At 59.8% G+C, this 21,811-nt stretch carries 15 protein-coding genes and 1 pseudogene; 9 read left to right on the top strand and 7 right to left on the bottom strand.

Annotation, left to right across the window (positions count from 1 at the left end; translation table 11 throughout):
- Positions 1 to 171 precede the first annotated feature (171 nt).
- The 3 genes from IB254_RS10125 to glnA all read right to left on the bottom strand — a co-directional run bounded on the left by IB254_RS10125 (position 172) and on the right by glnA (position 2,982).
- Complete coding sequence (locus tag IB254_RS10125; RefSeq protein ID WP_192417194.1) at positions 172 to 789, bottom strand: DUF4124 domain-containing protein; 618 nt, start codon at positions 787 to 789, stop codon at positions 172 to 174.
- Positions 786 to 1,295, bottom strand: coding sequence for a DUF4124 domain-containing protein (locus IB254_RS10120; protein ID WP_192417193.1), 510 nt, complete (start codon positions 1,293 to 1,295; stop codon positions 786 to 788). Before IB254_RS10120 ends, IB254_RS10125 begins: the two co-directional genes overlap by 4 nt.
- 280 nt (positions 1,296 to 1,575) lie before the next feature.
- The gene (gene glnA / locus IB254_RS10115; RefSeq protein ID WP_192417192.1) at positions 1,576 to 2,982 is read right to left on the bottom strand and encodes a type I glutamate--ammonia ligase; all 1,407 of its coding nucleotides are present in this window, start codon (positions 2,980 to 2,982) and stop codon (positions 1,576 to 1,578) included.
- A gap of 330 nt (positions 2,983 to 3,312) precedes the next feature.
- On the opposite strand from glnA, the gene thiI reads away from it, so the two are divergent.
- On the top strand, positions 3,313 to 4,767 hold the full coding sequence (gene thiI, locus IB254_RS10110) for a tRNA uracil 4-sulfurtransferase ThiI (RefSeq protein WP_192417191.1): 1,455 nt from the start codon (positions 3,313 to 3,315) through the stop codon (positions 4,765 to 4,767).
- A 139-nt stretch (positions 4,768 to 4,906) separates the two neighbouring features.
- The gene (gene typA, locus IB254_RS10105; RefSeq protein WP_008028025.1) at positions 4,907 to 6,727 is read left to right on the top strand and encodes a translational GTPase TypA; all 1,821 of its coding nucleotides are present in this window, start codon (positions 4,907 to 4,909) and stop codon (positions 6,725 to 6,727) included.
- 213 nt (positions 6,728 to 6,940) lie between these two features.
- Here the strand turns inward: typA and IB254_RS10100 are convergent, their stop codons facing one another.
- Positions 6,941 to 7,381 carry a YkgJ family cysteine cluster protein gene (locus IB254_RS10100; RefSeq protein WP_085988407.1) on the bottom strand — a complete coding sequence of 147 codons (441 nt, stop codon included), beginning with the start codon at positions 7,379 to 7,381 and terminating at the stop codon, positions 6,941 to 6,943.
- A 260-nt stretch (positions 7,382 to 7,641) separates the two neighbouring features.
- On the opposite strand from IB254_RS10100, the gene IB254_RS10095 reads away from it, so the two are divergent.
- The 5 genes from IB254_RS10095 (at position 7,642) to IB254_RS10075 (ending at position 17,178) form a co-directional block, all read left to right on the top strand.
- Positions 7,642 to 10,092: a glycogen/starch/alpha-glucan phosphorylase gene (locus tag IB254_RS10095; protein ID WP_008028030.1), complete on the top strand. Its 2,451-nt coding sequence runs from the start codon at positions 7,642 to 7,644 to the stop codon at positions 10,090 to 10,092.
- Between the two features lie 216 nt (positions 10,093 to 10,308).
- The gene (locus IB254_RS10090) at positions 10,309 to 13,902 is read left to right on the top strand and encodes a DUF2339 domain-containing protein (RefSeq protein WP_192417190.1); all 3,594 of its coding nucleotides are present in this window, start codon (positions 10,309 to 10,311) and stop codon (positions 13,900 to 13,902) included.
- Entirely contained in the window at positions 13,899 to 15,272 is a 1,374-nt protein-coding gene (locus IB254_RS10085) for a DUF3999 domain-containing protein (RefSeq protein WP_192417189.1), read from the top strand. Before IB254_RS10090 ends, IB254_RS10085 begins: the two co-directional genes overlap by 4 nt.
- 290 nt (positions 15,273 to 15,562) lie before the next feature.
- A complete protein-coding gene (locus IB254_RS10080) occupies positions 15,563 to 16,573 on the top strand; it encodes a class 1 fructose-bisphosphatase (RefSeq protein ID WP_008040991.1) in 1,011 nt (336 codons plus the stop codon).
- A gap of 2 nt (positions 16,574 to 16,575) precedes the next feature.
- Positions 16,576 to 17,178 (top strand): DUF924 family protein, encoded by a 603-nt coding sequence (locus IB254_RS10075; protein WP_192417188.1) that lies wholly within the window; start codon positions 16,576 to 16,578, stop codon positions 17,176 to 17,178.
- A 122-nt stretch (positions 17,179 to 17,300) separates the two neighbouring features.
- Here IB254_RS10075 and IB254_RS29840 read toward each other — a convergent pair whose 3' ends face one another.
- Positions 17,301 to 18,065, bottom strand: a complete 765-nt coding sequence (locus IB254_RS29840; protein WP_371927683.1) for a methyl-accepting chemotaxis protein — start codon at positions 18,063 to 18,065, stop codon at positions 17,301 to 17,303.
- Between the two features lie 93 nt (positions 18,066 to 18,158).
- A pseudogene (locus IB254_RS29835) lies at positions 18,159 to 19,181 on the bottom strand (cache domain-containing protein); the annotation flags it as partial.
- A 294-nt stretch (positions 19,182 to 19,475) separates the two neighbouring features.
- On the opposite strand from IB254_RS29835, the gene IB254_RS10065 reads away from it, so the two are divergent.
- Together IB254_RS10065 and IB254_RS10060 are read left to right on the top strand one after the other, a co-directional pair.
- Positions 19,476 to 19,730, top strand: coding sequence for a hypothetical protein (locus tag IB254_RS10065; protein ID WP_192417186.1), 255 nt, complete (start codon positions 19,476 to 19,478; stop codon positions 19,728 to 19,730).
- A gap of 31 nt (positions 19,731 to 19,761) precedes the next feature.
- The gene (locus tag IB254_RS10060) at positions 19,762 to 20,331 is read left to right on the top strand and encodes a lipocalin family protein (protein WP_192417185.1); all 570 of its coding nucleotides are present in this window, start codon (positions 19,762 to 19,764) and stop codon (positions 20,329 to 20,331) included.
- Positions 20,332 to 20,436: 105 nt separating this feature from the next.
- Here the strand turns inward: IB254_RS10060 and IB254_RS10055 are convergent, their stop codons facing one another.
- Positions 20,437 to 21,801, bottom strand: coding sequence for a formimidoylglutamate deiminase (locus IB254_RS10055; protein ID WP_008036578.1), 1,365 nt, complete (start codon positions 21,799 to 21,801; stop codon positions 20,437 to 20,439).
- Positions 21,802 to 21,811: the final 10 nt, after the last annotated feature.

Raw genomic sequence — 21,811 nt, 5'->3', positions numbered from 1 at the left:
AAAAACCAAACCAAGGCTCCGAAAAGAAGCGCTAAAGGCCTGAAACGGGCGTTTGACGCTCGTTTGCGTGGCGTTCTGCCAGCTTTTGCGGGTACTTTCGAACCAAAATGGGTTGATATGTGGGTACGGTGCAACCTATTGCACCAATATAGTGCGTAAAGCTGAACGAGGTTAGAAGAAGCGCAGGAAGGGATTTTTTGGCTCGATGGGTTTGTCTTTTAGCGGACATTCCGGTCGTTGGCCGTAGTCGGTCAACGTGCAGGGTTTGACCTGGCGTTTTTGTGCCAGGGAAATGCGCAGCATATGGAACGGTTGATTGGCGGTGCGCTCGACGATGCGGCCGTGTTCGTCGAGGATTTCCACGGACAGGTTGTGGCTGCCGCGATCGATGTTGCTCAAGGCGAACACCGGGCTCGGACCCGGTTCAGCGGTGGGCTGCCCGTCCAGCAACAAGCGGTAGCGATGGCCTCGTTGCAGGCCGGGCTCGCTGGTGATGCTGACGATCAGCTCGCCGGCACTGCTGCGGATTGTGGCGTCGGGCTCGGGCACCAGCACTCGCAGCATGTCATAGCGGAACATCGGCCTGGCTTCGGTTTTTTTCTCTGCAATCACCGGCGCTGCGGTCGGGTTGGCGGACATGCGGTTGCTCGTCGCCAGCGGCACACGTTTGGCGTTGCCGGAGCCAGGCTGGTCGGTGAAGACCCGATTGCCCTGTGCGTCGATGTAAGTGAAGACTTCGGCCGATGCGGACAGCGCAATCAGGCAGGCGGCCAGCAGCCATAACCTCACGGTTTGTGCACCCGCTGTACCGTGAAGGTCACGGTCGGACTCTGCTGCACGATGTCTTCCCCGTCGATCACCTGCACCGCGAGGCTGTGAGTGCCACGATCAATGTTGACCAGTTGCAGGATCGGCACGTTGCTCGGCTGGCCGTAAGGCTGGTCGTCCAGCAGTAGCCTGAAAAGATGCGGGCCTTGCAAGCGCGGTTTGATCAACACGTTGACGGTGAAGGTGCCGTTGTTGGCCCGCAGCGCTTCGGTGGTGGGCAGGTTGGTCAGCTCCAGCACCTCGTAGGCGCTGCGAGGTTGTTCGCGGCTGGTGGCTTCGGCGGGTGGGGCAGGAGGCGTCTGGCGCTCGACGCTGTTGAGCGGCGGCAGTTCGACCGGCTGAGCCTTCACACCGTCGGGTGGTTGATTGCTGTAGGCAGTGTTGCCGGCGGCGTCGGTGTACTTATAAATCTGCGCGGCGACGGGCAGGGCGATCAGCAGCAGGATGAACAGAAAACCACGACCCATAAAATCGACCAGAAACGAAAGCGTTGGGTTGCAGCATAGGTCAGGGCTGGCGATTGACCCAAGTTGTAAACATTTGGGCATGATTTCCCAGGCGCCACAAAACCCTTGTAGGAGCCGGCTTGCCGGCGATGGCGTTCTCACGGGCGCCATCGCCGGAACGCCGCCCGCAGCAAGCCGGCTCCTACAAGGGAGGGAGTTCATCCGATAAATCGCGGGCATAAAAAAGGCCTCCCGAAGGAGGCCTCTTTTTTGTCACGCCGCTTGCGCAGGCGCTACCGGATCAGCAGCTGTAGTACAGCTCGTATTCCAGTGGGTGTACGAAGGTACGTACCTTGATTTCTTCTTCGCTTTTCAGAGCGATGTAAGCGTCGATGAAGTCATCGGAGAACACGCCGCCTTTGGTCAGGAACGCGCGACCTTTGTCCAGCTCTTCCAGGGCTTCTTTCAGGCTGCCGCAAACTTGTGGGATCTCTTTCGCCTCTTCAGGCGGCAGGTCGTACAGGTTTTTGTCAGCTGCATCGCCAGGGTGGATCTTGTTCTGGATACCGTCCAGGCCAGCCATCATCAGTGCTGCGAAGCACAGGTACGGGTTGGCAGCCGGATCCGGGAAGCGCGCTTCGATACGGCGGCCTTTCGGGCTCGACACGTAAGGAATACGGATCGAAGCGGAGCGGTTACGGGCCGAGTAGGCCAGCATCACTGGAGCTTCGAAGCCTGGAACCAGACGCTTGTAGGAGTTGGTCGCCGGGTTGGTGAAGCCGTTCAGGGCCTTACCGTGTTTGATGATGCCGCCGATGAAGTACAGAGCGGTATCGGACAGACCGGCATAGCCTTCGCCTGCGAAGGTGTTCTTGCCGTCTTTCCAGATGGACATGTGCACGTGCATGCCCGAGCCGTTGTCGCCGTACAGAGGCTTAGGCATGAAGGTAGCGGTGCGGCCGTAGGCATCGGCCACGTTGTGCACGACGTACTTCAGGGTTTGGGTTTCGTCGGCTTTCTTCACCAGGGTGTTGAACTTGACGCCGATTTCGTTCTGGCCGGCAGTTGCCACTTCGTGGTGGTGAACTTCGACGGTCAGGCCCATTTCTTCCAGTGCGTTGCACATGGAGGTACGGATTTCGTGGTCGTGGTCGAACGGTGGAACCGGGAAGTAACCGCCTTTGACGCCTGGACGGTGGCCACGGTTGCCGCCTTCCACGTCCTGGTCGGACATCCACGAGCCTTGTTCAGAGTAGATCTTGAACATGGAACCGGAGATGTCGGACTTGAACTTCACTTGGTCGAAGATGAAGAACTCTGGCTCCGGACCGGCATACACAGTGTCGCCGATGGCGGTGGACTTGAGGTATTCCTCTGCGCGCTTGGCGATCGCACGTGGGTCGCGATCGTAGCCTTGCATGCTCGAAGGTTCGATGATGTCGCAGACCAGGATCAGGGTCGGCTCTTCGGTGAACGGGTCCAGTACGGCAGTGCTGTCGTCCGGCAGCAGGATCATGTCGGAGGCTTCGATGCCTTTCCAGCCAGCGATGGAGGAACCGTCGAACATCTTGCCGACTTCGAAGAAGTCTTCATCCAGCGCGTCGCGAGCCGGCATGGTCACGTGGTGCTGGGTGCCTTTGGTGTCCGTGAAGCGCAGATCAATCCACTTGACGTCATGATCTTTGATGAGTTGAACCGACTTCGACATAGTGTCCTCCGGGTGGCTTCGGGCTTAGTAGTGGATGCCCTTAGAATGTGGGTGATGCCGGCGCGAATACTCTGCCAAGGCAACCTGCCTCACAAGGGAGCAAATTGCATGCCAGTGCCCCACCATGGGTTTTTTGCCCCAATATCACGCTTATAAAGGTGTAAAGCGCATTAATGGAGAAAATCCCGCCCTACAATGTGGCGTTAAAATCAACAAATGACCTGTTTTGGTGCGCGCAAAACCTTCTGCACATTAACTGGTTAAACCTTGAGCAATTTCCGCTATAATCCGCGCCCCCCTTTTTCGGCAGGCCTCGCGCGCGCTGTTTCCATGAAATTAATCGTAAAAGTCTTCCCAGAGATCACCATCAAGAGCCGCCCGGTACGGATGCGTTTCATCCGCCAGTTGGCCAAGAACATCCGTGCCGTGCTCCGCGATCTGGATCCGGCTGTGGTGGTGAACGGTGTGTGGGACAACCTCGAGCTGGAAACCCGCGTCAGCGATCCCAAGGCTCTGAGGGAGATGGGCGAGCGTCTGAGCTGCATGCCGGGCGTCGCACACTTCCTGCAAATCGATGAGTACCCGCTGGGTGATTTCGACGACATCGTTGAAAAATGCAAGCAGCACTACGGTGATGCACTGGCCGGCAAGATTTTCTCGGTGCGTTGCAAACGCGCCGGCAAGCACCCATTCAGCTCGATAGATATTGAGAAATACGTCGGTAGCCAGTTGCGCCGCCAGTGCGGTGCCGCCGGGATCGACCTGAAAAAACCTGAAATCGAAGTCCGAATCGAAGTTCGCGACCAACGGTTGTTCGTGATCCACAGTCAGCACAACGGCATCGGCGGTTATCCGCTGGGTGCCCTGGAACAGACACTTGTGCTGATGTCCGGCGGCTTCGACTCCACTGTGGCGGCCTACCAGATCATGCGTCGCGGCCTGATGGCCCACTTCTGCTTCTTCAATCTGGGCGGAAGGGCCCACGAGCTGGGCGTGATGGAAGTCGCGCACTTCATCTGGAAGAAGTACGGCAGCTCCCAACGCGTGTTATTTGTCAGTGTGCCGTTCGAGGAAGTACTGGGAGAAATTCTCGGTAAAGTCGATAACAGTCATATGGGCGTAGTATTGAAGCGTATGATGTTGCGCGCTGCGACCCAAATTGCCGATCGACTGCAAATCGAAGCGCTGGTGACCGGGGAGGCGATCTCCCAGGTGTCGAGCCAGACATTGCCGAATCTGAACGTGATCGACTGCGTGACCGAGAAGCTGGTGCTGCGCCCGCTGATCGCCAGTCACAAGCAGGACATCATCGATCTGGCCAACGAAATCGGTACCGCCGATTTCGCCCGGCACATGCCGGAGTATTGCGGGGTCATTTCAGTCAACCCGAAGACGGCTGCCAAGCGCCACCGGGTGGAGCATGAAGAGAAAGAATTCGACATGGCAGTCCTTGAGCGTGCGCTCGAGAACGCCAAACTGGTGCCGATCGATCGCGTGATCGACGAATTGGGCCAGGATTTGCAGATCGAAGAAGTCAGCGAAGCACTGGCGGGCCAGATCATCATCGACATCCGTCACCCGGATGCCGCTGAAGACGAGCCGCTGGAACTCGCTGGCATTGAGGTACAGACGATGCCGTTTTATGCATTGAACGCTCGTTTCAAGGAACTGGACCCTACTCGCCAGTACCTGCTGTATTGCGACAAAGGCGTGATGAGTCGCCTGCATGCCCACCATTTGCTCAGTGAGGGGCATGCCAATGTGCGCGTTTATCGACCGAGCTAAGAGCCCGGGGCTGTTTGCCTGTGGCCTGCGTCATCGGCCCCCCGACTCTGCCGTCAAGCTGTAACGGCAAGGCCTGACTCTACTGTTAATCGCTGCCAAGACTTGTCAGCACACCGAATCCTCTGATCGAGATACACAAGTGATCGAAAATCTACGCAACATCGCCATCATTGCTCACGTTGACCATGGTAAAACCACCCTGGTAGACAAACTCCTGCGTCAATCCGGCACTCTGGAGCGCAACGAGCTCAACGACGAGCGCGTGATGGACTCCAACGACCAGGAAAAAGAGCGCGGTATTACCATTCTGGCGAAAAACACCGCCATCAACTGGAACGGCTACCACATCAACATCGTGGACACCCCGGGCCACGCCGACTTCGGCGGCGAAGTTGAACGCGTAATGTCGATGGTTGACTCCGTTCTGCTGCTGGTTGACGCTCAAGACGGCCCTATGCCGCAAACCCGTTTCGTGACCAAGAAGGCTTTCGAAGCCGGCCTGCGTCCGATCGTGTGCATCAACAAGGTTGACCGTCCAGGCGCGCGTCCGGACTGGGTTCTGGACCAGATCTTCGACCTGTTCGACAACCTGGGTGCCACCGAAGAACAGCTGGACTTCAAAGTCGTCTACGCCTCGGCCCTGAACGGCATTGCCGGTCTGGACCACACCGACATGGCTGAAGACATGACCCCGCTGTACCAGTCGATCGTCGACAACGTACCTGCGCCGAAAGTTGACCGTGAAGGCCCGTTCCAGATGCAAATCTCGGCACTGGACTACAACAGCTTCCTGGGTGTTATCGGTGTTGGCCGTATCGCTCGTGGTAGCGTCAAGCCGAACACTCCGGTTGTCGCCATCGGCGCCGACGGCAAGAAACGCAACGGCCGTATCCTGAAGCTGATGGGTCACCACGGTCTGCACCGTATCGACGTTGAAGAAGCGTTTGCCGGTGACATCGTGTGCGTGAGCGGTATGGACTCGCTGTTCATCTCCGACACCCTGTGCCAGCCGGACAACGTCGAGGCGATGAAGCCTCTGACCGTTGACGAGCCAACCGTTTCCATGACCTTCCAGGTGAACGACTCGCCTTTCTGCGGTAAAGAAGGCAAGTTCGTGACTTCCCGTAACATCAAGGAACGTCTGGACAAAGAGCTGCTGTACAACGTTGCTCTGCGCGTTGAAGAAGGCGACTCGGCTGACAAGTTCAAGGTTTCCGGCCGTGGTGAGCTGCACCTCTCGGTACTGATCGAAACCATGCGTCGCGAAGGCTTCGAAATGGGCGTTGGTCGTCCTGAAGTGATCATCCGTCAGGTTGACGGCGTGAAGCAGGAACCGTTTGAAAACGTCACCATCGACACCCCTGAAGAATCCCAGGGCAAGGTCATGGAAGAGATGGGTCTGCGTAAGGGCGACCTGACCAACATGGTGCCGGATGGCAAAGGCCGTGTGCGTCTGGAATACAACATCCCTGCTCGTGGTCTGATCGGTTTCCGTAACCAGTTCCTGACCCTGACCAACGGTGCTGGCATCCTGACCTCGATCTTCGATCGCTACGACACCATGAAGTCCGGCGACATGTCCGGTCGTCAGAACGGTGTTCTGGTATCGGTAGAAACCGGCAAGGCTCTGACCTACTCCCTGGAAACCCTGCAGGCACGTGGCAAGCTGTTCGTTGAACACGGTCAGGAAATCTACAACGGTCAGATCGTTGGTCTGAACAGCCGTGATAACGACATGGGCGTCAACCCAACCAAAGGTAAGAAGCTCGACAACATGCGTGCTTCGGGTAAAGACGAAACCATCGCTCTGGTTCCACCTGTTCGCTTCACCCTGGAACAGGCTCTGGAATTCATCCAGGACGACGAGCTGTGTGAAGTTACTCCTAAGTCCATCCGTCTTCGCAAGAAGATCCTGGACGAAGGCGAGCGTACCCGCGCTGCCAAGAAAGCCAAGAACTAAGTTTTAGTTCAGGCTGAATGAAAACGCCCCCGGTCGAAAGGCCGGGGGCGTTTTTGTTTGTCTGCGATTTGTGTGGCGTTTGTACCGGCCTCATCGCGAGCAGGCTCGCTCCCACAGGGTATTGATGGTGAACACATAATTTGTGCACGACACCAATCACTGTGGGAGCGAGCCTGCTCGCGATGAGGTCAGGTCAAGCAGCGAAGATTCAGATCAGAATTTCTCGAGAGGCCGACGGCTGCTGCTGGTCTCGCGCGCCACTTCTTTCGGCTTGTAAGCGCAATACCCAGGTCGCGGCCCGATCTTCGGGTGGTTGCGGCAAGTATCCGGGCGCTTTTCATAAATAGTGCACAGACGGCTCTTACGATCCAGGTACAGGCAATCGTTGTTGCTCATGCGCTGGAGGGTGAAGATCTCGGTCTTCTGGCTGTAACGCTCGACGATCCCTTCCTTCTGCAAACGCTTGGCGATGTTCTTCGCCGGTTCGCCGCGCTCGAACTCGTCGACGATGCCGATGCGGATCAGATCCTTGATCTTGACCTCGACCGGCAGGGTGCAGCAGCTGGATATGCAAGAACCGCACATCGGCGCAGAGTATTTGGCCCAGGTATCGAGACGATCGATCTCTGCGGCGGCGATCAGGTTGGGCTTCATCATCGGTTGTTACCAGCGTGTGCATCAGGGCGCGCGATCATACCGGGACTGGTGGATTTTTGAACAACCTTTCGCCAGATATTTTTTAACTGTGGTCAACAACACGTGAATTCCGGCACGGCCCCTGCATTGATTCAGGTACACGACAAGGTAATGCCGACCTATCTCGCACTAACAGGAAAAACTGCCGAACCAGAGCCTCTACCGCCTGTCAGACCGTCTAGGCTCAGACAACTCAAAGCTCGCTCGAGGTCTTATCGATGACTCAAGAACCACTTGTTCGCGAAGCAGAGGTGGCCGCATTCCGCGACGCCGTCTTGACCAAACTCACCTACGCGGTGGGTAAAGACCCGGATCACGCCTTCGACCACGACTGGTTCGAAGCCATTGCGCTGGCGGCGCGTGATCACATGGTCGAGCACTGGATGGACCACACCCGGCAGATCTACCGCAAAGGTCAGAAGCGGGTTTATTACCTCTCCCTGGAATTTCTCATCGGCCGGCTGCTCTACGACAGCCTGAGCAACCTCGGCCTGCTCGACGTCGCCCGCGAAGCGCTGACCGAGCTCGGCGTCGACCTCGAACGTATCCGCCTGCTGGAACCCGACGCCGCCCTAGGCAACGGCGGCCTCGGTCGTCTGGCGGCGTGCTTCATGGAAAGCATGTCGACCCTCGGCATCGCCGGCCACGGTTATGGCATCCGTTACGAACACGGCTTGTTCCGCCAGGCGATTGTCGATGGCTGGCAGCAGGAACAGACCGAACACTGGCTGGATTTCGGCAACCCGTGGGAATTCGAACGGCCAGAAGTGGTTTACCCGATTGGCTTCGGCGGCAGCGTCGAAACCGTGACCGACTCAAACGGCAAGTCCAAGCAAGTCTGGTCTCCGGCGGAAACCGTGCGCGCCATTGCTTATGACACCCCGGTAGTCGGCTGGCGCGGGGCGAGCGTCAACACGCTGCGCCTGTGGCGTGCCCGCGCGATGGAAGATTTGCACCTTGAACGCTTCAACGCGGGCGACCACCTCGGCGCGGTCGCTGAAGTGGCGCGGGCGGAAAGTATCTCTCGCGTGCTGTACCCGGCGGACAGCACCGAAGCCGGCCAGGAACTGCGCCTGCGCCAGGAATACTTCTTTGTTGCTGCGTCTCTCCAGGATTTGCTGCGCCGTCATCGCAACATGCACACCTCGGTATTGACCCTGGGCGATCACGCAGCGATCCAGCTCAACGACACTCACCCGTCCATTGCCGTGGCCGAGCTGATGCGCCAATTGGTCGATGTCTACGACGTGGCGTGGGACGCCGCGTGGCAGGTCACCGTCGACACGCTTTCGTACACCAACCACACGCTGTTGCCGGAAGCGCTGGAAACCTGGCCGGTCGGTTTGATGGAGCGGATGCTGCCAAGGCACATGCAGATCATTTACTTGATCAACGCCCAGCACATCGACTCGCTGCGCGCCAAAGGCATCCATGATTTTGACGTGCTGCGCGCGGTATCGCTGATCGAAGAGGACAACGGTCGCCGTGTGCGCATGGGCAACCTGGCGTTCCTTGGCTCCCATAGCGTCAACGGCGTGTCCGGGCTGCACACGCAACTGATGCGCAAAACCGTGTTCTCGGAACTGCACAAGCTCTACCCGGAGCGGATCAACAACAAGACCAACGGCATTACCTTCCGCCGCTGGCTGTATCAGGCCAACTCGGAATTGACCTCGATGCTGGTCGATGCCCTCGGCCCTGATCTGTTGGATAACCCGGAGGAGCGCTTGCTCGATCTGGAACCGTTCGCGGAAAAAGCCGCGTTCCGCAAGGCCTTCGCCGAGCAGCGCCTGCACAGCAAGAAAGCGCTGGCGTACATCATTCACGAGCGTCTTGGGGTCGCGGTCAACCCGGCGGCGATGTTCGACGTGCAGGTCAAACGGATCCACGAATACAAACGTCAGTTGCTCAACTTGCTGCACACCGTCGCGCTGTATCAGGCGATTCGCGCCGAGCCGGAAATCGACTGGGTGCCGCGAGTGAAGATCTTCGCCGGCAAGGCCGCCGCCAGTTATCACCAGGCCAAGCTGATCATCAAACTGACCAACGACATCGCCCGGGTGGTGAACAACGACCCGACCGTGCGCGGCTTGCTTAAAGTGGTGTTCCTGCCTAACTACAACGTCAGCCTGGCGGAGAGCATCATTCCGGCGGCGGATTTGTCCGAGCAGATTTCCACCGCAGGCTTTGAAGCGTCGGGCACCAGTAACATGAAGTTCGGCCTCAACGGCGCGCTGACGATTGGCACGCTGGACGGCGCCAACGTGGAAATGTGCGAGCGCATCGGCGCCGAGCACATGTTCATCTTCGGCCTCAGCGCGCAGCAGGTTGAAGCGCGTAAACAGAATCATGAGTTCAATGCGACGCCGGACATTGCCGCGTCCCATCGGCTCAATGATGTGCTGCAAGCGATTCGTGGCGGGGTGTTCTCGCCGGATGATCCGTCCCGTTACACCGGCTTGATCGACTCTCTGATCGACTATGACCGCTTCCTGGTCTGCGCCGATTTTGATTCCTACTGGGACGCGCAAATGCGTGTTGAAGCCCATTGGCACGATTCGAACGAGTGGTGGCGTTCGGCGGTGTTGAACACGTCCCGGATGGGCTGGTTCTCCTCCGACCGGACCATTCGCGAGTACGCGACGGATATCTGGAAGGCATTGGAGTAACTTTTAGCCACAAATGTGCGCAAGGTCCGACGGTTGTTGGACCTGACCGATATACTAAGCACCAGTTTGCCAGATGTTTAAGTGATGTCCTTGCGGGCATCTTCGCGGGCAAGCCTCGCTCCTACAGGATTTACGCATACCCGTAGGAGCGAGGCTTGCCCGCGAAAGCATCAGCGCAGACACCGCAAGGCAATGGGCCGTTTAGGGATATCGACCATGCAATGGATGTTCATGCTGATAGGGCTGGTGCTGGGCTGGATACTCGACGAGTCGTTCAGCGACGCGTTGTTGGGGGCGTTACTCGGGTTGGGTATCGGCCAGGCCATTCGCATCGGCCGTTTGGGTTCACAGGCGGCTGAACAGCGCGCTCTGCTGGAGCAGGCGCAGGTGGCGCTGAATACGGTCCAGCAACGTCTGGCCACGCTGGAGGTGTCTGGCGTCAAGGCGCCTGAAACCAGCGAGCCGCTTGCCGAGGAACCGCTTGCCAGCGAACCGGCCCCGTCCCCTGTATTCATTCTCGAAGAAGTCCCTGTCTCGACCCCGGAGATGGTCTGGGAGCTCCCGCCCGAACTCGAACCGATCACCGCGACAGCGACGCAAACCAGCCGTCCGCTGCCCGACGATGCCTGGAAATCCGAACCGGTTGCCCGCGAACCCGCCGTCCCGCGTGGCCCGAACTTCATCGAGCGCGCCATCAGCGGCGCCCGTAATTGGCTGTTTGGTGGCAACACCGTGCTGCGGGTCGGTGTGGTGCTGTTGTTCCTCGGTCTGGCGTTTCTACTGCGTTATGCCACCGAAGGCATGGTGGTGCCGATCGAACTGCGTTACGCCGGGGTGGCGGCGGCTGCGTTGGCCCTGCTCGGTCTGGGCTGGTGGCTGCGTCATCGCAACACTAACTATGCGTTGATGCTGCAAGGTACCGGGATCGCCGTGTTGTACCTGACGGTGTTCGCGGCCATGCGTTTGCATCCGCTGCTTGATCCGACGGCGGCGCTCGGGCTGCTGGTGGCGGTGACGGTGTTCTCGGCCATTCTGGCCATCACTCAAGACTCGCTGGCACTGGCGTGCGCCGCCGCGCTGGGCGGTTTCGCCGCGCCGATCCTGACGTCCACCGGCGCCGGCAACCATGTCGCGCTGTTCAGTTATTTCGCCTTGCTCAACGCCGGCATTCTCGCCATCGCCTGGTTCAAGGCCTGGCGGCTGCTCAACCTGATCGGCTTTGTCGGCACCTTCGGCATCGGTTTCGCCTGGGGCCTGCGCTCCTACACGCCGGAGCTGCTGTGGAGCACCGAGCCGTTCCTGATTGTGTTTTTCCTGATGTATCTGGCCATCGGGCTACTGTTTGCACGGCGCAAGTTGCTGGAAATGAGCGACGCGCCCGAGGACGACAGTCGCGAGGCGCTGCTGCACTGGTCGGCGCGCAAAGGTGACTACGTCGACGGCACGATGCTGTTTGGCCCGCCGCTGGTGGGTTTCGGTTTGCAGTTCGCGCTGGTCCAGCATCTGGAGTTCGCTGCTGCTTTCAGTGCATTGGCGCTGGGCATGATTTACATGGGCCTGGCCCGTTTGCTGATGGGTGGCCGAGCGTTGTTGCTGGCGGAAACCTGTCTGGCGTTGGGCGTGATCTTCGCCAGTCTGGCAATCCCGTTGGGGCTTGATGCGCGCTGGACAGCGGCCGCTTGGGCGGTGGAAGGTGCCGGGATTTTCTGGCTCGGATTGCGTCAGCAACGACCGCTCGCGCGCGCCTTTGCGTTGCTGCTGCAACTGGGTTCGGCGCTGGCGTTCCTCAGTGAGCTGCGGTTCGGCGAAAGCAGCCTGCTGGAAGGTGCGCCGCTGGGCGCGTTGATGCTCGGCGTGGCGCTGCTGTTCAGTTTCTACCAACTGCGCAACGCCTTGCCTGAGCAGACGTTGGCGTGGGAGCGCCAAGGCTTGCCGGTGCTGGCCTGCCTCGGTTTGACCTTCCTCTATCTGCTGGCGCCGCTGTTCTTCTTTACCCACGGCACGGCGATCAGTTGGGCGCTGGCCGGTCTGGCGACGTTGTTTGTCGGTCTGCGTCTGCAATCGCGCACCTTCCTCTTCACCGCGTTCGCTGTGCAATTGCTGGGCGGCGCGTTGTTCCTGCTGCGCCTGCAAGGTGCGAGCGGTGAGTCTGGCGCGGTGTTCAGCGCGGGTTGGAGCGGTTTGCTCAGCGCGTCGCTGATCGGTCTGGCGTTGATCGCCGGTATGTTGCTGGCCGCCCGCGATGACATGGTGCGCGGCGATGTTCGGCTGTTGCGCGGTTTGTCGGTGGTGTTGCTGGCAGGCCTGGTGCTGATCAACCTCGCAGTGCTGTTCGTGTTGCCGTGGCAAACCGCAAGTGCGGTGTGGGCGGCCAGTGGCCTGTTCATTATCTGGCTGAGCCTTTATCTGAAGCAGCGCGTGAGTTTCGTCTTCGGTCTGCTGTTGCAGGTGATTGGCGGGGCGGCGTTCCTGTTCGCCGGGCCGGACCTGCTGGGGCCGCTGGCCAGCGAAGGGCTGAAACCATTGGCGCATAGCGGATTCTGGACACCGTTGGTGCTGGGGCTGGCGGCGTTGCTCGGCGCCTGGCGCTTGCAACTCGGCAACCATGCATCGGCGTTCGATGTGCTGAGTTTGCAGCGTTTGTCCGAAGTGCTGCTGGTGTGGGGCGCGGGTTGGTGGGCGTTGGCGTGGATCAGTGAAGTGCTGCGCTTTGCACCGGTAAATATTCAGGCGACGTTGCTGCTGACGGTCGCGGCGCTGAGCGTCGCGTTGTGGGCCGTGTTGGCGTTGCGCCTGAAATGGCCGTCGCTGGGTTTGCTCTGCACTTTGCTGATTCCTGCGGCGGGTGTGGTATTGCTCGGGGCATGGCACGCGCGTTACCACCCGGCGGCCGACTTCGGCTGGCTCGCCTGGGCGGCGGTGTTCGTCGTGCATTTCATCTCGCTGCGGCGTCTGGCGCCGATGCTCCCCGAGCGGGCTTTGAGCACCGCTCACGTGCTCGGCTGCTGGTTGTTGATCGGTGTACTGGCGCTGGAGTTGCGTTACGGCTTGCTGCTGTTGTCCGAGCAATACAACGCCTGGCGTTGGCTGGGTTGGGCGATTCTGCCGAGTGTTTATCTGGTGTTGATGGCCGCACCGCGTGCCTGGCCGTGGCCGGTGTCGGCATATCCGCGCGAGTATCGACTGTACGCGGCGGCGCCGCTGGCCTTGCTCATGCTCGGCTGGTTCTGGCTGGCGAATATTGTCAGCGACGGCACCGCCGAGCCGCTGCCCTATGTGCCGCTGATCAATCCGCTGGAGTTGGGGCTGCTGTTTGCGCTGTTCGGCGTTTACGTGTGGGCCCGCAGCGCCGTGACGCAATTGGCAATCCGCAAGGACATCTTCGATCACGCCACGCAGCTGATCGCGGGTGTTTCGCTGTTCGCGTTTTTCACCGCGCTGGTGAATCGCACGGCTCACCACTGGGGCGGCGTACCGTTCGAGCTGGATTTGCTGCTCGCGTCGATGCAGGTGCAGGCCGGTCTGTCCATCGTCTGGACCTTGATGGCGCTGAGTCTGATGATCGGCGGCCATCTGCGTCATCGTCGCGAAGTCTGGCTGATCGGCGCGGCGCTTATCGGCGTGGTGGTCGCGAAACTGTTCTTTGTCGAATTGAGTAACCGTGGCGGACTCGCCCGGATCGTCTCGTTTATCGGTGTTGGCGTGTTGCTGTTGGTGGTGGGCTATTTCGCCCCGTTGCCGCCCAAGCGCGTCGATGCTGCGCCGGAATCTGAAAATCCGGCCCCGGAAACCGAAGGAGTGTCGTCTTGAGTCAGAAGCTGAACCTGGTCTGGTTGGGCGCTGTTGCGTTGGGCGTGGCGCTGTCGGCCAACGCGCAGGAAAAACCGGCGGACTTCGCCACGCAAGTGCCGTTGACCGTGAGCGGCGAAGGTCCGTGGTATCGCCTCGAATTGCCCTTGGCCGTGCAGCTGAATGCGCGACAAACCGACCTCAGCGATGTGCGCGTGTTCAACGCGGCCGGTGAGGCTCAGGCCTACGCCGTGGCGCGGGAGACCGCGAAAACCGGCGAAACCCCCACCCTGACCGACGTGAAATGGTTCCCGTTGTACAACTCGGCGGACGCCACCGAGCGCGCGCCGAGTGTACGGGTGCAATCGAGCGCCAATGGCACGCTGGTCGAAGTGCAGCCGTCGAGTCAGCTGGAGGTGGGCGAAGAAGTGCTGAGCGGTTGGCTGCTCGACGCCAGCGGCATCAAGGCGCCGTTGCAGCAATTGATCCTCGACTGGACCAGCGAGCGCGATGGCTTCCAGCGTTTCAGCATCGAAGCCAGCGACGATTTGCAGCATTGGCAGTCGTGGGGTGACGGTCAGGTGGCGCGGCTGACGTTTGCCGACGAGCGGGTCGAGCAGCATGAGGTCGGCTTGCCGGGACAATCGGCGCGTTATCTGCGTTTGTTGTGGAGCACGCCACAATCGGCGCCGATATTGACCTCGGCGCAACTGCAAAGCGCCAGCACGCGTAGCCTGCCGCTGCCATTGGTCTGGTCGCAACCGTTGGCGGGCGCCAGCGTGAAGGCGGGTGAATACACCTGGCAATTGCCGATGGGATTGAACGTCGAGCGCTTGCAGGTCGAACTGAATCAACCGAACAGCCTGGCGCCGGTGACGTTGTCCGGTCGTCGGGAAAGCAGCCTGCCGTGGCAGCCGTTGAGCAGTGGTTTGCTCTACCGCCTGACCCAGAGTGGCCAGGACGTGGTGCAGAACGAATTGCAGTTGCAGGGGCAAACCGTGCAGCAGTTGAAGTTGACGGTGGACGAGCGCGGCGGTGGCTTGGGCGCCGAGGCGCCGACGGTGCGTTTCGCTGTGCGTTCGACGCAACTGGTGTTCCTGGCGCGCGGCGCCGGGCCTTATACGCTGGCGCTGGGCAATGCGACGGTGAAAGCGGCGAACCTGCCGCTGGCAACGTTGATTCCGGATTACAGCGCGGCGAAGTGGGCGGCGTTGGGCAAGGCGACGGTGTCGGGCGGGGTGGTAGAGACGCCGACGTCCACACTCACATCCGTTGCACAGGCTGAACCTAACTGGAAGAAGTTCGGGTTGTGGGCGGTGTTGTTGCTGGGTGTTCTGTTTTTGGCGGCGATGGCATTCAGCCTGTTGCGTAAACCTCCGGCCAATTCCTGAGAATGGCTGGCGCTGCGCGCCATTCGCAGGCAAGCCACGCTCCTACAGAGTTTGCGTAAACCTGTAGGAGCGAGCGGTGCGGCGATCCGACTTGCCCGCGAAGACGGTCTGTCAGGCATGGAAAATCTCAAAACTGCCGCCTGTCGCCCGCCCACATCCGGCCTGTTTCGAACTACGCTAAACCCGGCACATGAACTCTGTTGGACGTATCACGTCTGATAGGAGGAAATACGCCCCGACTCGCGTTAAACTGCGCGGGTTTTTAGCCCCCCATTCCACCGGAGCCTTCCATGTCCCGCGTTACCCTGAGTCGCTATTTGATTGAGCAGACCCGTAGCAACAACACCCCTGCCGATCTGCGTTTCCTGATCGAAGTGGTGGCGCGCGCCTGTAAAGAAATCAGCCACGCCGTCTCCAAAGGCGCCCTGGGTGGTGTTCTGGGCAGCATGGGCACTGAAAACGTCCAAGGTGAAGTGCAGAAGAAGCTGGACGTGATGTCCAACGACATCCTGCTCGAAGCCAACGAATGGGGCGGTCACCTGGCCGGCATGGCGTCCGAAGAAATGGACAATGCCTACCAGATCCCGGGCAAATACCCGAAAGGCGCGTACCTGCTGGTATTCGACCCGCTGGACGGTTCGTCGAACATCGACATCAACGCGCCGGTCGGTACGATCTTCTCGGTGCTGCGTTGCCCGAACGAATACCTGACCCAGAACGAGCCTTTGAACGAAAAGGCCTTCCTGCAGCCAGGCGCTCAGCAGGTTGCCGCCGGTTACGCGATCTACGGTCCACAGACCATGCTGGTGCTGACCCTGGGCAATGGCGTCAAAGGCTTCACCCTGGACCGTGAAATGGGCAGCTTCGTACTGACCCATGAAGACATCACGATCCCTGAGTCCACTCAGGAATTCGCGATCAACGCCTCCAACCAGCGTCACTGGGAAGCGCCGGTACAGCGTTACGTCAGCGAATTGCTGGCTGGCGATGAAGGCCCGTTGAAAAAGAACTACAACATGCGCTGGGTTGCCGCGATGGTTGCCGACGTGCACCGCATCCTGACCCGTGGCGGTCTGTTCATGTACCCACGCGACAGCCGCGAGCCGTCGAAGCCGGGCAAACTGCGCCTGATGTACGAAGCCAACCCGATGTCGTTCCTGGTTGAACAGGCGGGCGGCGCGTCCACCGACGGCCATCAGCGCATCCTCGACATTCAACCGGAAGGCCTGCACCAGCGCGTAGCGGTGTTCCTCGGTTCGAAAGAAGAAGTTGCACGCGTCACGGCTTACCACAAGGAGTAAACATGACCGCGCCTTGGCAGCCGTTGCTCGAATGGTGGTTTGGAAATTCCGAATCGTCGAATGAAGTAGCGGCTGAGAAGGGCAGGTTATGGTTCGGCAAGCACGACAGCCAGGACCTCGAAGCGCAGACGCGTTTCGGGGACTGGGTCGAGCAGGCACTGGCCGGCGGATTGACTGACTGGGCGCAACGCCCGGAAGGTTGGCTGGCCTTGGTGCTGCTGCTCGATCAACTGCCGCGAATGATCTTTCGCGAAACACCCAAATCCTTTTCCGGCGATCTCAGGGCTCAGGCACTGGTGGCGCAAGGCATTGCTGCGGATTTTGATCGGCAGTTGCGGCCGATTCAGCGGGTGTTCATCTATCTGGTGTTCGAGCACTGCGAGAATCTGGCGGTGCAGAATGAGGCCGTCTCACGCTATATCGATCTGTTGGCGCAACAGCCGGAGGGCGACCGGGCGCTGTTCGGCGATTATCTGAATTATGCCGAGAAGCATCAGCAGGTGATTACGCGGTTTGGACGGTTTCCGCATCGCAATGCGGTGTTGGGAAGGGAGTCTACGGCGCAGGAGTTGGTGTTTCTTTCGCAGCCAGGTTCTCGGTTTTAAATCTTCATTGCGGCTGATGCCGTCATCGCGAGCAGGCTCGCTCCTACAGGGGATCTGTGTCGATCACAAATCCAATGTGGGAGCGAGACCGGCTTGCCGGCGATGAGGCCCGCAAGAGCGCTTTAGATCCTGAAGCTGCCGACCAATTGCTTGAGACGCGCCGCCTGCTGTTCAAGGTCAGAACACGCACGCAACGTCGCCTGCAAATTCTCCACCCCTTCCTGGTTCAGCGTGTTGATCTCGGTGATGTCGACATTGATCGATTCCACCACCGCAGTCTGCTCTTCCGTCGCCGTCGCCACGGACTGGTTCATCCCGTCGATCTCACCAATACGCTGTGTCACGCTACCCAGACGCTCGCCCGCCTGATTGGCGATGCCAACGCTGCTTTCGCTCTGACGCTGGCTGTCGGTCATGGTGCTCACCGCTTCACGCGCACCGACTTGCAGTTCCTCGATCATCTTCTGCACTTGCTGCGCCGAGTCCTGGGTGCGGTGCGCCAGGTTGCGCACTTCGTCTGCCACCACGGCAAAACCGCGCCCGGCTTCACCGGCACGGGCGGCTTCGATGGCAGCGTTCAGGGCCAACAGGTTGGTCTGCTGCGAGATGCTGGTGATGACTTCCAGAATCTGCCCGATGTTCACCGTGTTGCTGTTGAGCGTCTCAATGTTGCCGCACGAATCGCTGATCTTCGCCGAGAGCTGCTGCATCGCCGCGATGGTTTTATCCACCACTTGCTGACCGTCTTCGGCCAAGGCGCGCGCGTCGCTGGAATGCTGCGAGGCGAGGGCGGCGTTCTGGGCAATTTCCTGGGCGGCGGCGCCCAGTTCATTGATGGCGGCGGCCACGCTGCTGGTGCGCGAGGCTTGCTGGTCGGAGTTGAACATCGACGAGTTGGACGCGGCGACAACGCGCAGGGCGACTTCGTTGACCTGGCCGGTGGCCGAGGACACTTCGCGGATCGAGGTGTGAATACGCTCGACAAAGCGGTTGAACGAAGTACCCAGCGCACCGAATTCGTCGTGGCCGTGAATGGTCAGGCGCTTGGTCAGGTCGCCTTCACCTTCGGCGATGTCATGCATGGCGCGGCCCATGGTCAGCAGCGGCTGCATCAGGAAGCTGATCAGCATGCCCAGCAGCGCGATGATGATCACCACCGCGATAACCATGGCGATGATCGCCGAGGTGCGGAATTCGCTGAGCATCGAGAACGCGGTGTCCTGATCGAGCACCAGCGCCACGTACCAGTCGGCCGATGGCACGCCATTGACATGGGTGAAGGAGATGAACTGGCGTTTGCCGTCGATCTCGACTTCTTTCATACCCGGGCTGACTTGCGGCGCGCCGTTCGGGTAGGCATCGGCCAGATTTTTGAGGACCAGTTTGCTGTCCGGATGAATCAGGATCTTGCCGTCGGCGCTGACGATGAACGCATGGCCGTGACCACCGAAGTTCAGCGAGTTGATGATCGCGCTGACGCTGGACAGGTCAATGTCGGCACCGGCGACGCCGATCATCTGGTTCTGATGCTTCACCGGTGTGGCCACGGTGATCACCAGTTTGCCGGAGGACGCAGCGATGTACGGTTCGGTGACGATGGTCTGTTGCGCGCCGTTGGCCGCCTTGTACCAGCCACGTGCGCGAGGGTCGTAATCGGCGGCGCGATTACCGGCCGGAATCGAGAACATCACGCCGTCGGTGCCACCGAAGTAGCTCAGCTGGAAATTGCTGGTGTAGGCCGGCAGGTCGATGGCGCGCTTGAGGCTGGCCTGGGCGCTGCCGTCCACGGCGATCTGTTGGGACAACGATTGCAACAGCTGGATGCGGCTTTCCAGCCAGGTTTGAATGTTGCTGGTGGTCAGGCTGCCGAGTTCCTGCATCGACGATTCGGTACTGCTGCGCAAGGTCTGGCGCTGGCGGTAGTCGTTGAAGAAGATGAAACAGGCGAATGCAACGGCCACCACGAGGGCAGCAGCCAACAAGATTTTGTGGCTGAACTTCATGTTTCTGGTCATTAAATGAACTACCGCGGAGGTGCTGGTCGACAAGGGGCGTCAATTTGCCACAGTAACGGGCTTTGCGCTGCTTTTATGTCGACTGAGCGGCGCCAAAGATTAGGCGGAATCTGTCAAAACCGACGAAATGCTCAACAACACGAGAAAGTGGCTGATTTTTCGGCAAAAGGCAGACGAGCGGCCCGAGAAATAGGCACTCGGTCAGGGAACCAGATAGGGGTTTTCTCTTCTAAGCTTCAGCTTGGCAGTCATGCCATTCCCCTTTGTCCCAGGAGCTACACAATGTCGCTGCGTTCCCTCGCCCTGCTTTCGTTCTGCGTGTTGCTGGCCGCGTGCGGCAAAATCAATCAGGAAAACTACTCCAAGTTGTCGACAGGCATGGCCAAGGCCGAGGTGGAAACCTTGCTGGGCAAACCTACCGACTGTGCGGGCGCGCTCGGCATGTCCAGTTGCACCTGGGGCGACAAGAACAGCTTTATCAGCGTGCAGTACGCCGGTGACAAAGTGTTGATGTTTTCCGGCCAAGGCCTGAAGTAAACCGGGGCGATATGCCCACGGGAGAAAAACAATGAAGCGGTTATTGATCCTCCTTTTTGCCAGCCTGGTATTGGCCGGCTGCGCCACTTCTGGTGAAAATCCGTTGGCGCCGAAAACGGTCAACAGCGTCAATCTCAAGAAGTACCAAGGGACCTGGTACGAGTTGGCGCGTCTGCCGATGTATTTCCAGCGCAACTGCGCGCAATCCGAAGCGCATTACACGCTCAAGCCGGACGGTAACATCCTGGTGCTGAATCGCTGCCTGACGGCGGATTGGCAATGGGAGGAGGCCAAGGGCACGGCTTATCCACAGGTGCCGGGCAAGACCGACAAGTTGTGGGTCGAGTTCGATACCTGGTTTTCGCGATTGATACCGGGTGTGGCGAAGGGCGAATACTGGGTGTTGTTCGTCAGCGACGACTACAAGACTGCGATCGTCGGCGACCCGAGCCGCCGCTATCTGTGGTTGCTGTCGCGAACCCCGACGGTCAACGGTGTAGTGCGCGAAGAACTGCTGAGCAAGGCGCGTCAGCAGGGGTATGACACCACGCGGCTGATCTGGCGTGCGACGGATACGCAGATGGCCAAGACCTCGAATTGACTACATATCCCTTGTAGGAGCCGGCTTGCTGGCGATGAGTGTCAGTCGACTTCAATGTAGCTGACACACCATCGCCAGCAAGCCGGCTCCTACAGGTGGTTTGTGTTAACCCAGGAGATCGCGCAGGACTTGGGTGAACGCGCGGTTACTTTCTTCTTCTGCGGCATGTCGCCCATCGCGCACGACCCACTGGCCATTGACCAGCACATCGCGCACCTGGCGATCGCCGCCGGCAAACAACCAACGATTGAGAATCCCGTCGCCACTGGCGGTCGCCAGGTACGGATCGTTGCCGTCCAGCACCAGCCAATCTGCCCGTTTGCCAACTTCCAGTGCACCGATCGGCTGCCCCATCGCCTGCGCGCCGCCGTCGAGTGCCGCGTCGTACAGCGTACGGCCGACCATCGGCTGATCCGCGCCATACAACCGGTTACGCCGCTGATCGCGCAGGCGCTGGCCGTATTCCAGCCAACGCAATTCTTCCACCACGCTCAGCGACACATGGCTGTCAGAACCGATGCCCATGCGCCCACCTTGAGCGAGGAAGTCCACCGCCGGGAAAATCCCGTCGCCGAGGTTGGCTTCGGTGGTCAGGCACAAACCGGCAATGGCGCGACTCTTGGCCATCAGCGTCACTTCTTCCGGGTTGGCGTGGGTCGCGTGGACCAGGCACCAGCGTTGGTCGACTTCGGTGTTTTCGTACAGCCATTGCAGTGGCCGGCGACCGCTCCAGCTCAGGCAGTCATCGACTTCCTTCTGCTGCTCGGCGATGTGAATGTGCACCGGGCACTGCTTGTCGCTGGCCGCCAGCACTTCGCTGATCTGCTGCGGTGTTACCGCACGCAACGAGTGGAAACACAGACCCAGCGATTGCGCCGGTTGCTGCGCCAGGATCGGCTGCAGGCGCGACTGGAGCTTGAGGTAGTTTTCAGTGCTGTTGATAAAGCGACGCTGGCCGTCGTTCGGCGTCTGGCCGCCGAAACCGGAATGGCTGTAGAGCACCGGCAGCAGGGTCAAACCGATGCCGGCCGAGCTGGCCGCCTGGCTGATGCGTAGCGCCAGTTCGGCCGGATCTGCATAGGGTTGGCCGCTTGTGTCGTGGTGCACGTAATGAAATTCCGCCACCGAGGTGTAACCGGCCTTGAGCATTTCGATGTACAGCTGCCGGGCGATCACGCCGAGTTGATCCGGGCTGATTTTTCCGACGAGACGGTACATCAAATCGCGCCAGGTCCAGAAACTGTCGTTCGGATTACCGGCCACTTCCGCCAGCCCGGCCATCGCTCGCTGGAACGCATGGGAGTGCAGATTCGGCATGCCTGGCAGCAGCGGACCGCTTAGCCGTTCGGCGCCATCTGCGTGGGAATCAGCCTGGATATGGGTCAAAACGCCGTCGGCGCTGACCTCAAGACGTACATTGTTGGCCCATCCACTAGGCAGCAGCGCGCGTTCGGCAAAGAAGGCGGACATGGTTCAGCAC

It is taken from the genome of Pseudomonas sp. PDM03 (assembly GCF_014852385.1).
GTDB lineage: Bacteria > Pseudomonadota > Gammaproteobacteria > Pseudomonadales > Pseudomonadaceae > Aquipseudomonas > Aquipseudomonas migulae.
Note: the sequence above shows the minus strand (reverse complement) of the source record. Positions and strands in the feature narration are given on the sequence as shown.

Excerpts from the sequence above, each read along its gene's own strand:
- IB254_RS10100 (WP_085988407.1), bottom strand. The coding sequence starts at position 7,381 with ATGAAGCCCAACCTGATCGCCGCCGCAGAGATCGATCGTCTCGATACC.
- IB254_RS10095 (WP_008028030.1), top strand. The coding sequence starts at position 7,642 with ATGACTCAAGAACCACTTGTTCGCGAAGCAGAGGTGGCCGCATTCCGC.
- glnA (WP_192417192.1), bottom strand. The coding sequence starts at position 2,982 with ATGTCGAAGTCGGTTCAACTCATCAAAGATCATGACGTCAAGTGGATT.
- IB254_RS10120 (WP_192417193.1), bottom strand. The coding sequence starts at position 1,295 with ATGGGTCGTGGTTTTCTGTTCATCCTGCTGCTGATCGCCCTGCCCGTC.
- thiI (WP_192417191.1), top strand. The coding sequence starts at position 3,313 with ATGAAATTAATCGTAAAAGTCTTCCCAGAGATCACCATCAAGAGCCGC.
- IB254_RS10090 (WP_192417190.1), top strand. The coding sequence starts at position 10,309 with ATGCAATGGATGTTCATGCTGATAGGGCTGGTGCTGGGCTGGATACTC.
- IB254_RS10055 (WP_008036578.1), bottom strand. The coding sequence starts at position 21,801 with ATGTCCGCCTTCTTTGCCGAACGCGCGCTGCTGCCTAGTGGATGGGCC.
- IB254_RS10060 (WP_192417185.1), top strand. The coding sequence starts at position 19,762 with ATGAAGCGGTTATTGATCCTCCTTTTTGCCAGCCTGGTATTGGCCGGC.
- IB254_RS10075 (WP_192417188.1), top strand. The coding sequence starts at position 16,576 with ATGACCGCGCCTTGGCAGCCGTTGCTCGAATGGTGGTTTGGAAATTCC.
- IB254_RS29840 (WP_371927683.1), bottom strand. The coding sequence starts at position 18,065 with ATGTTCAACTCCGACCAGCAAGCCTCGCGCACCAGCAGCGTGGCCGCC.
- IB254_RS10080 (WP_008040991.1), top strand. The coding sequence starts at position 15,563 with ATGTCCCGCGTTACCCTGAGTCGCTATTTGATTGAGCAGACCCGTAGC.
- IB254_RS10065 (WP_192417186.1), top strand. The coding sequence starts at position 19,476 with ATGTCGCTGCGTTCCCTCGCCCTGCTTTCGTTCTGCGTGTTGCTGGCC.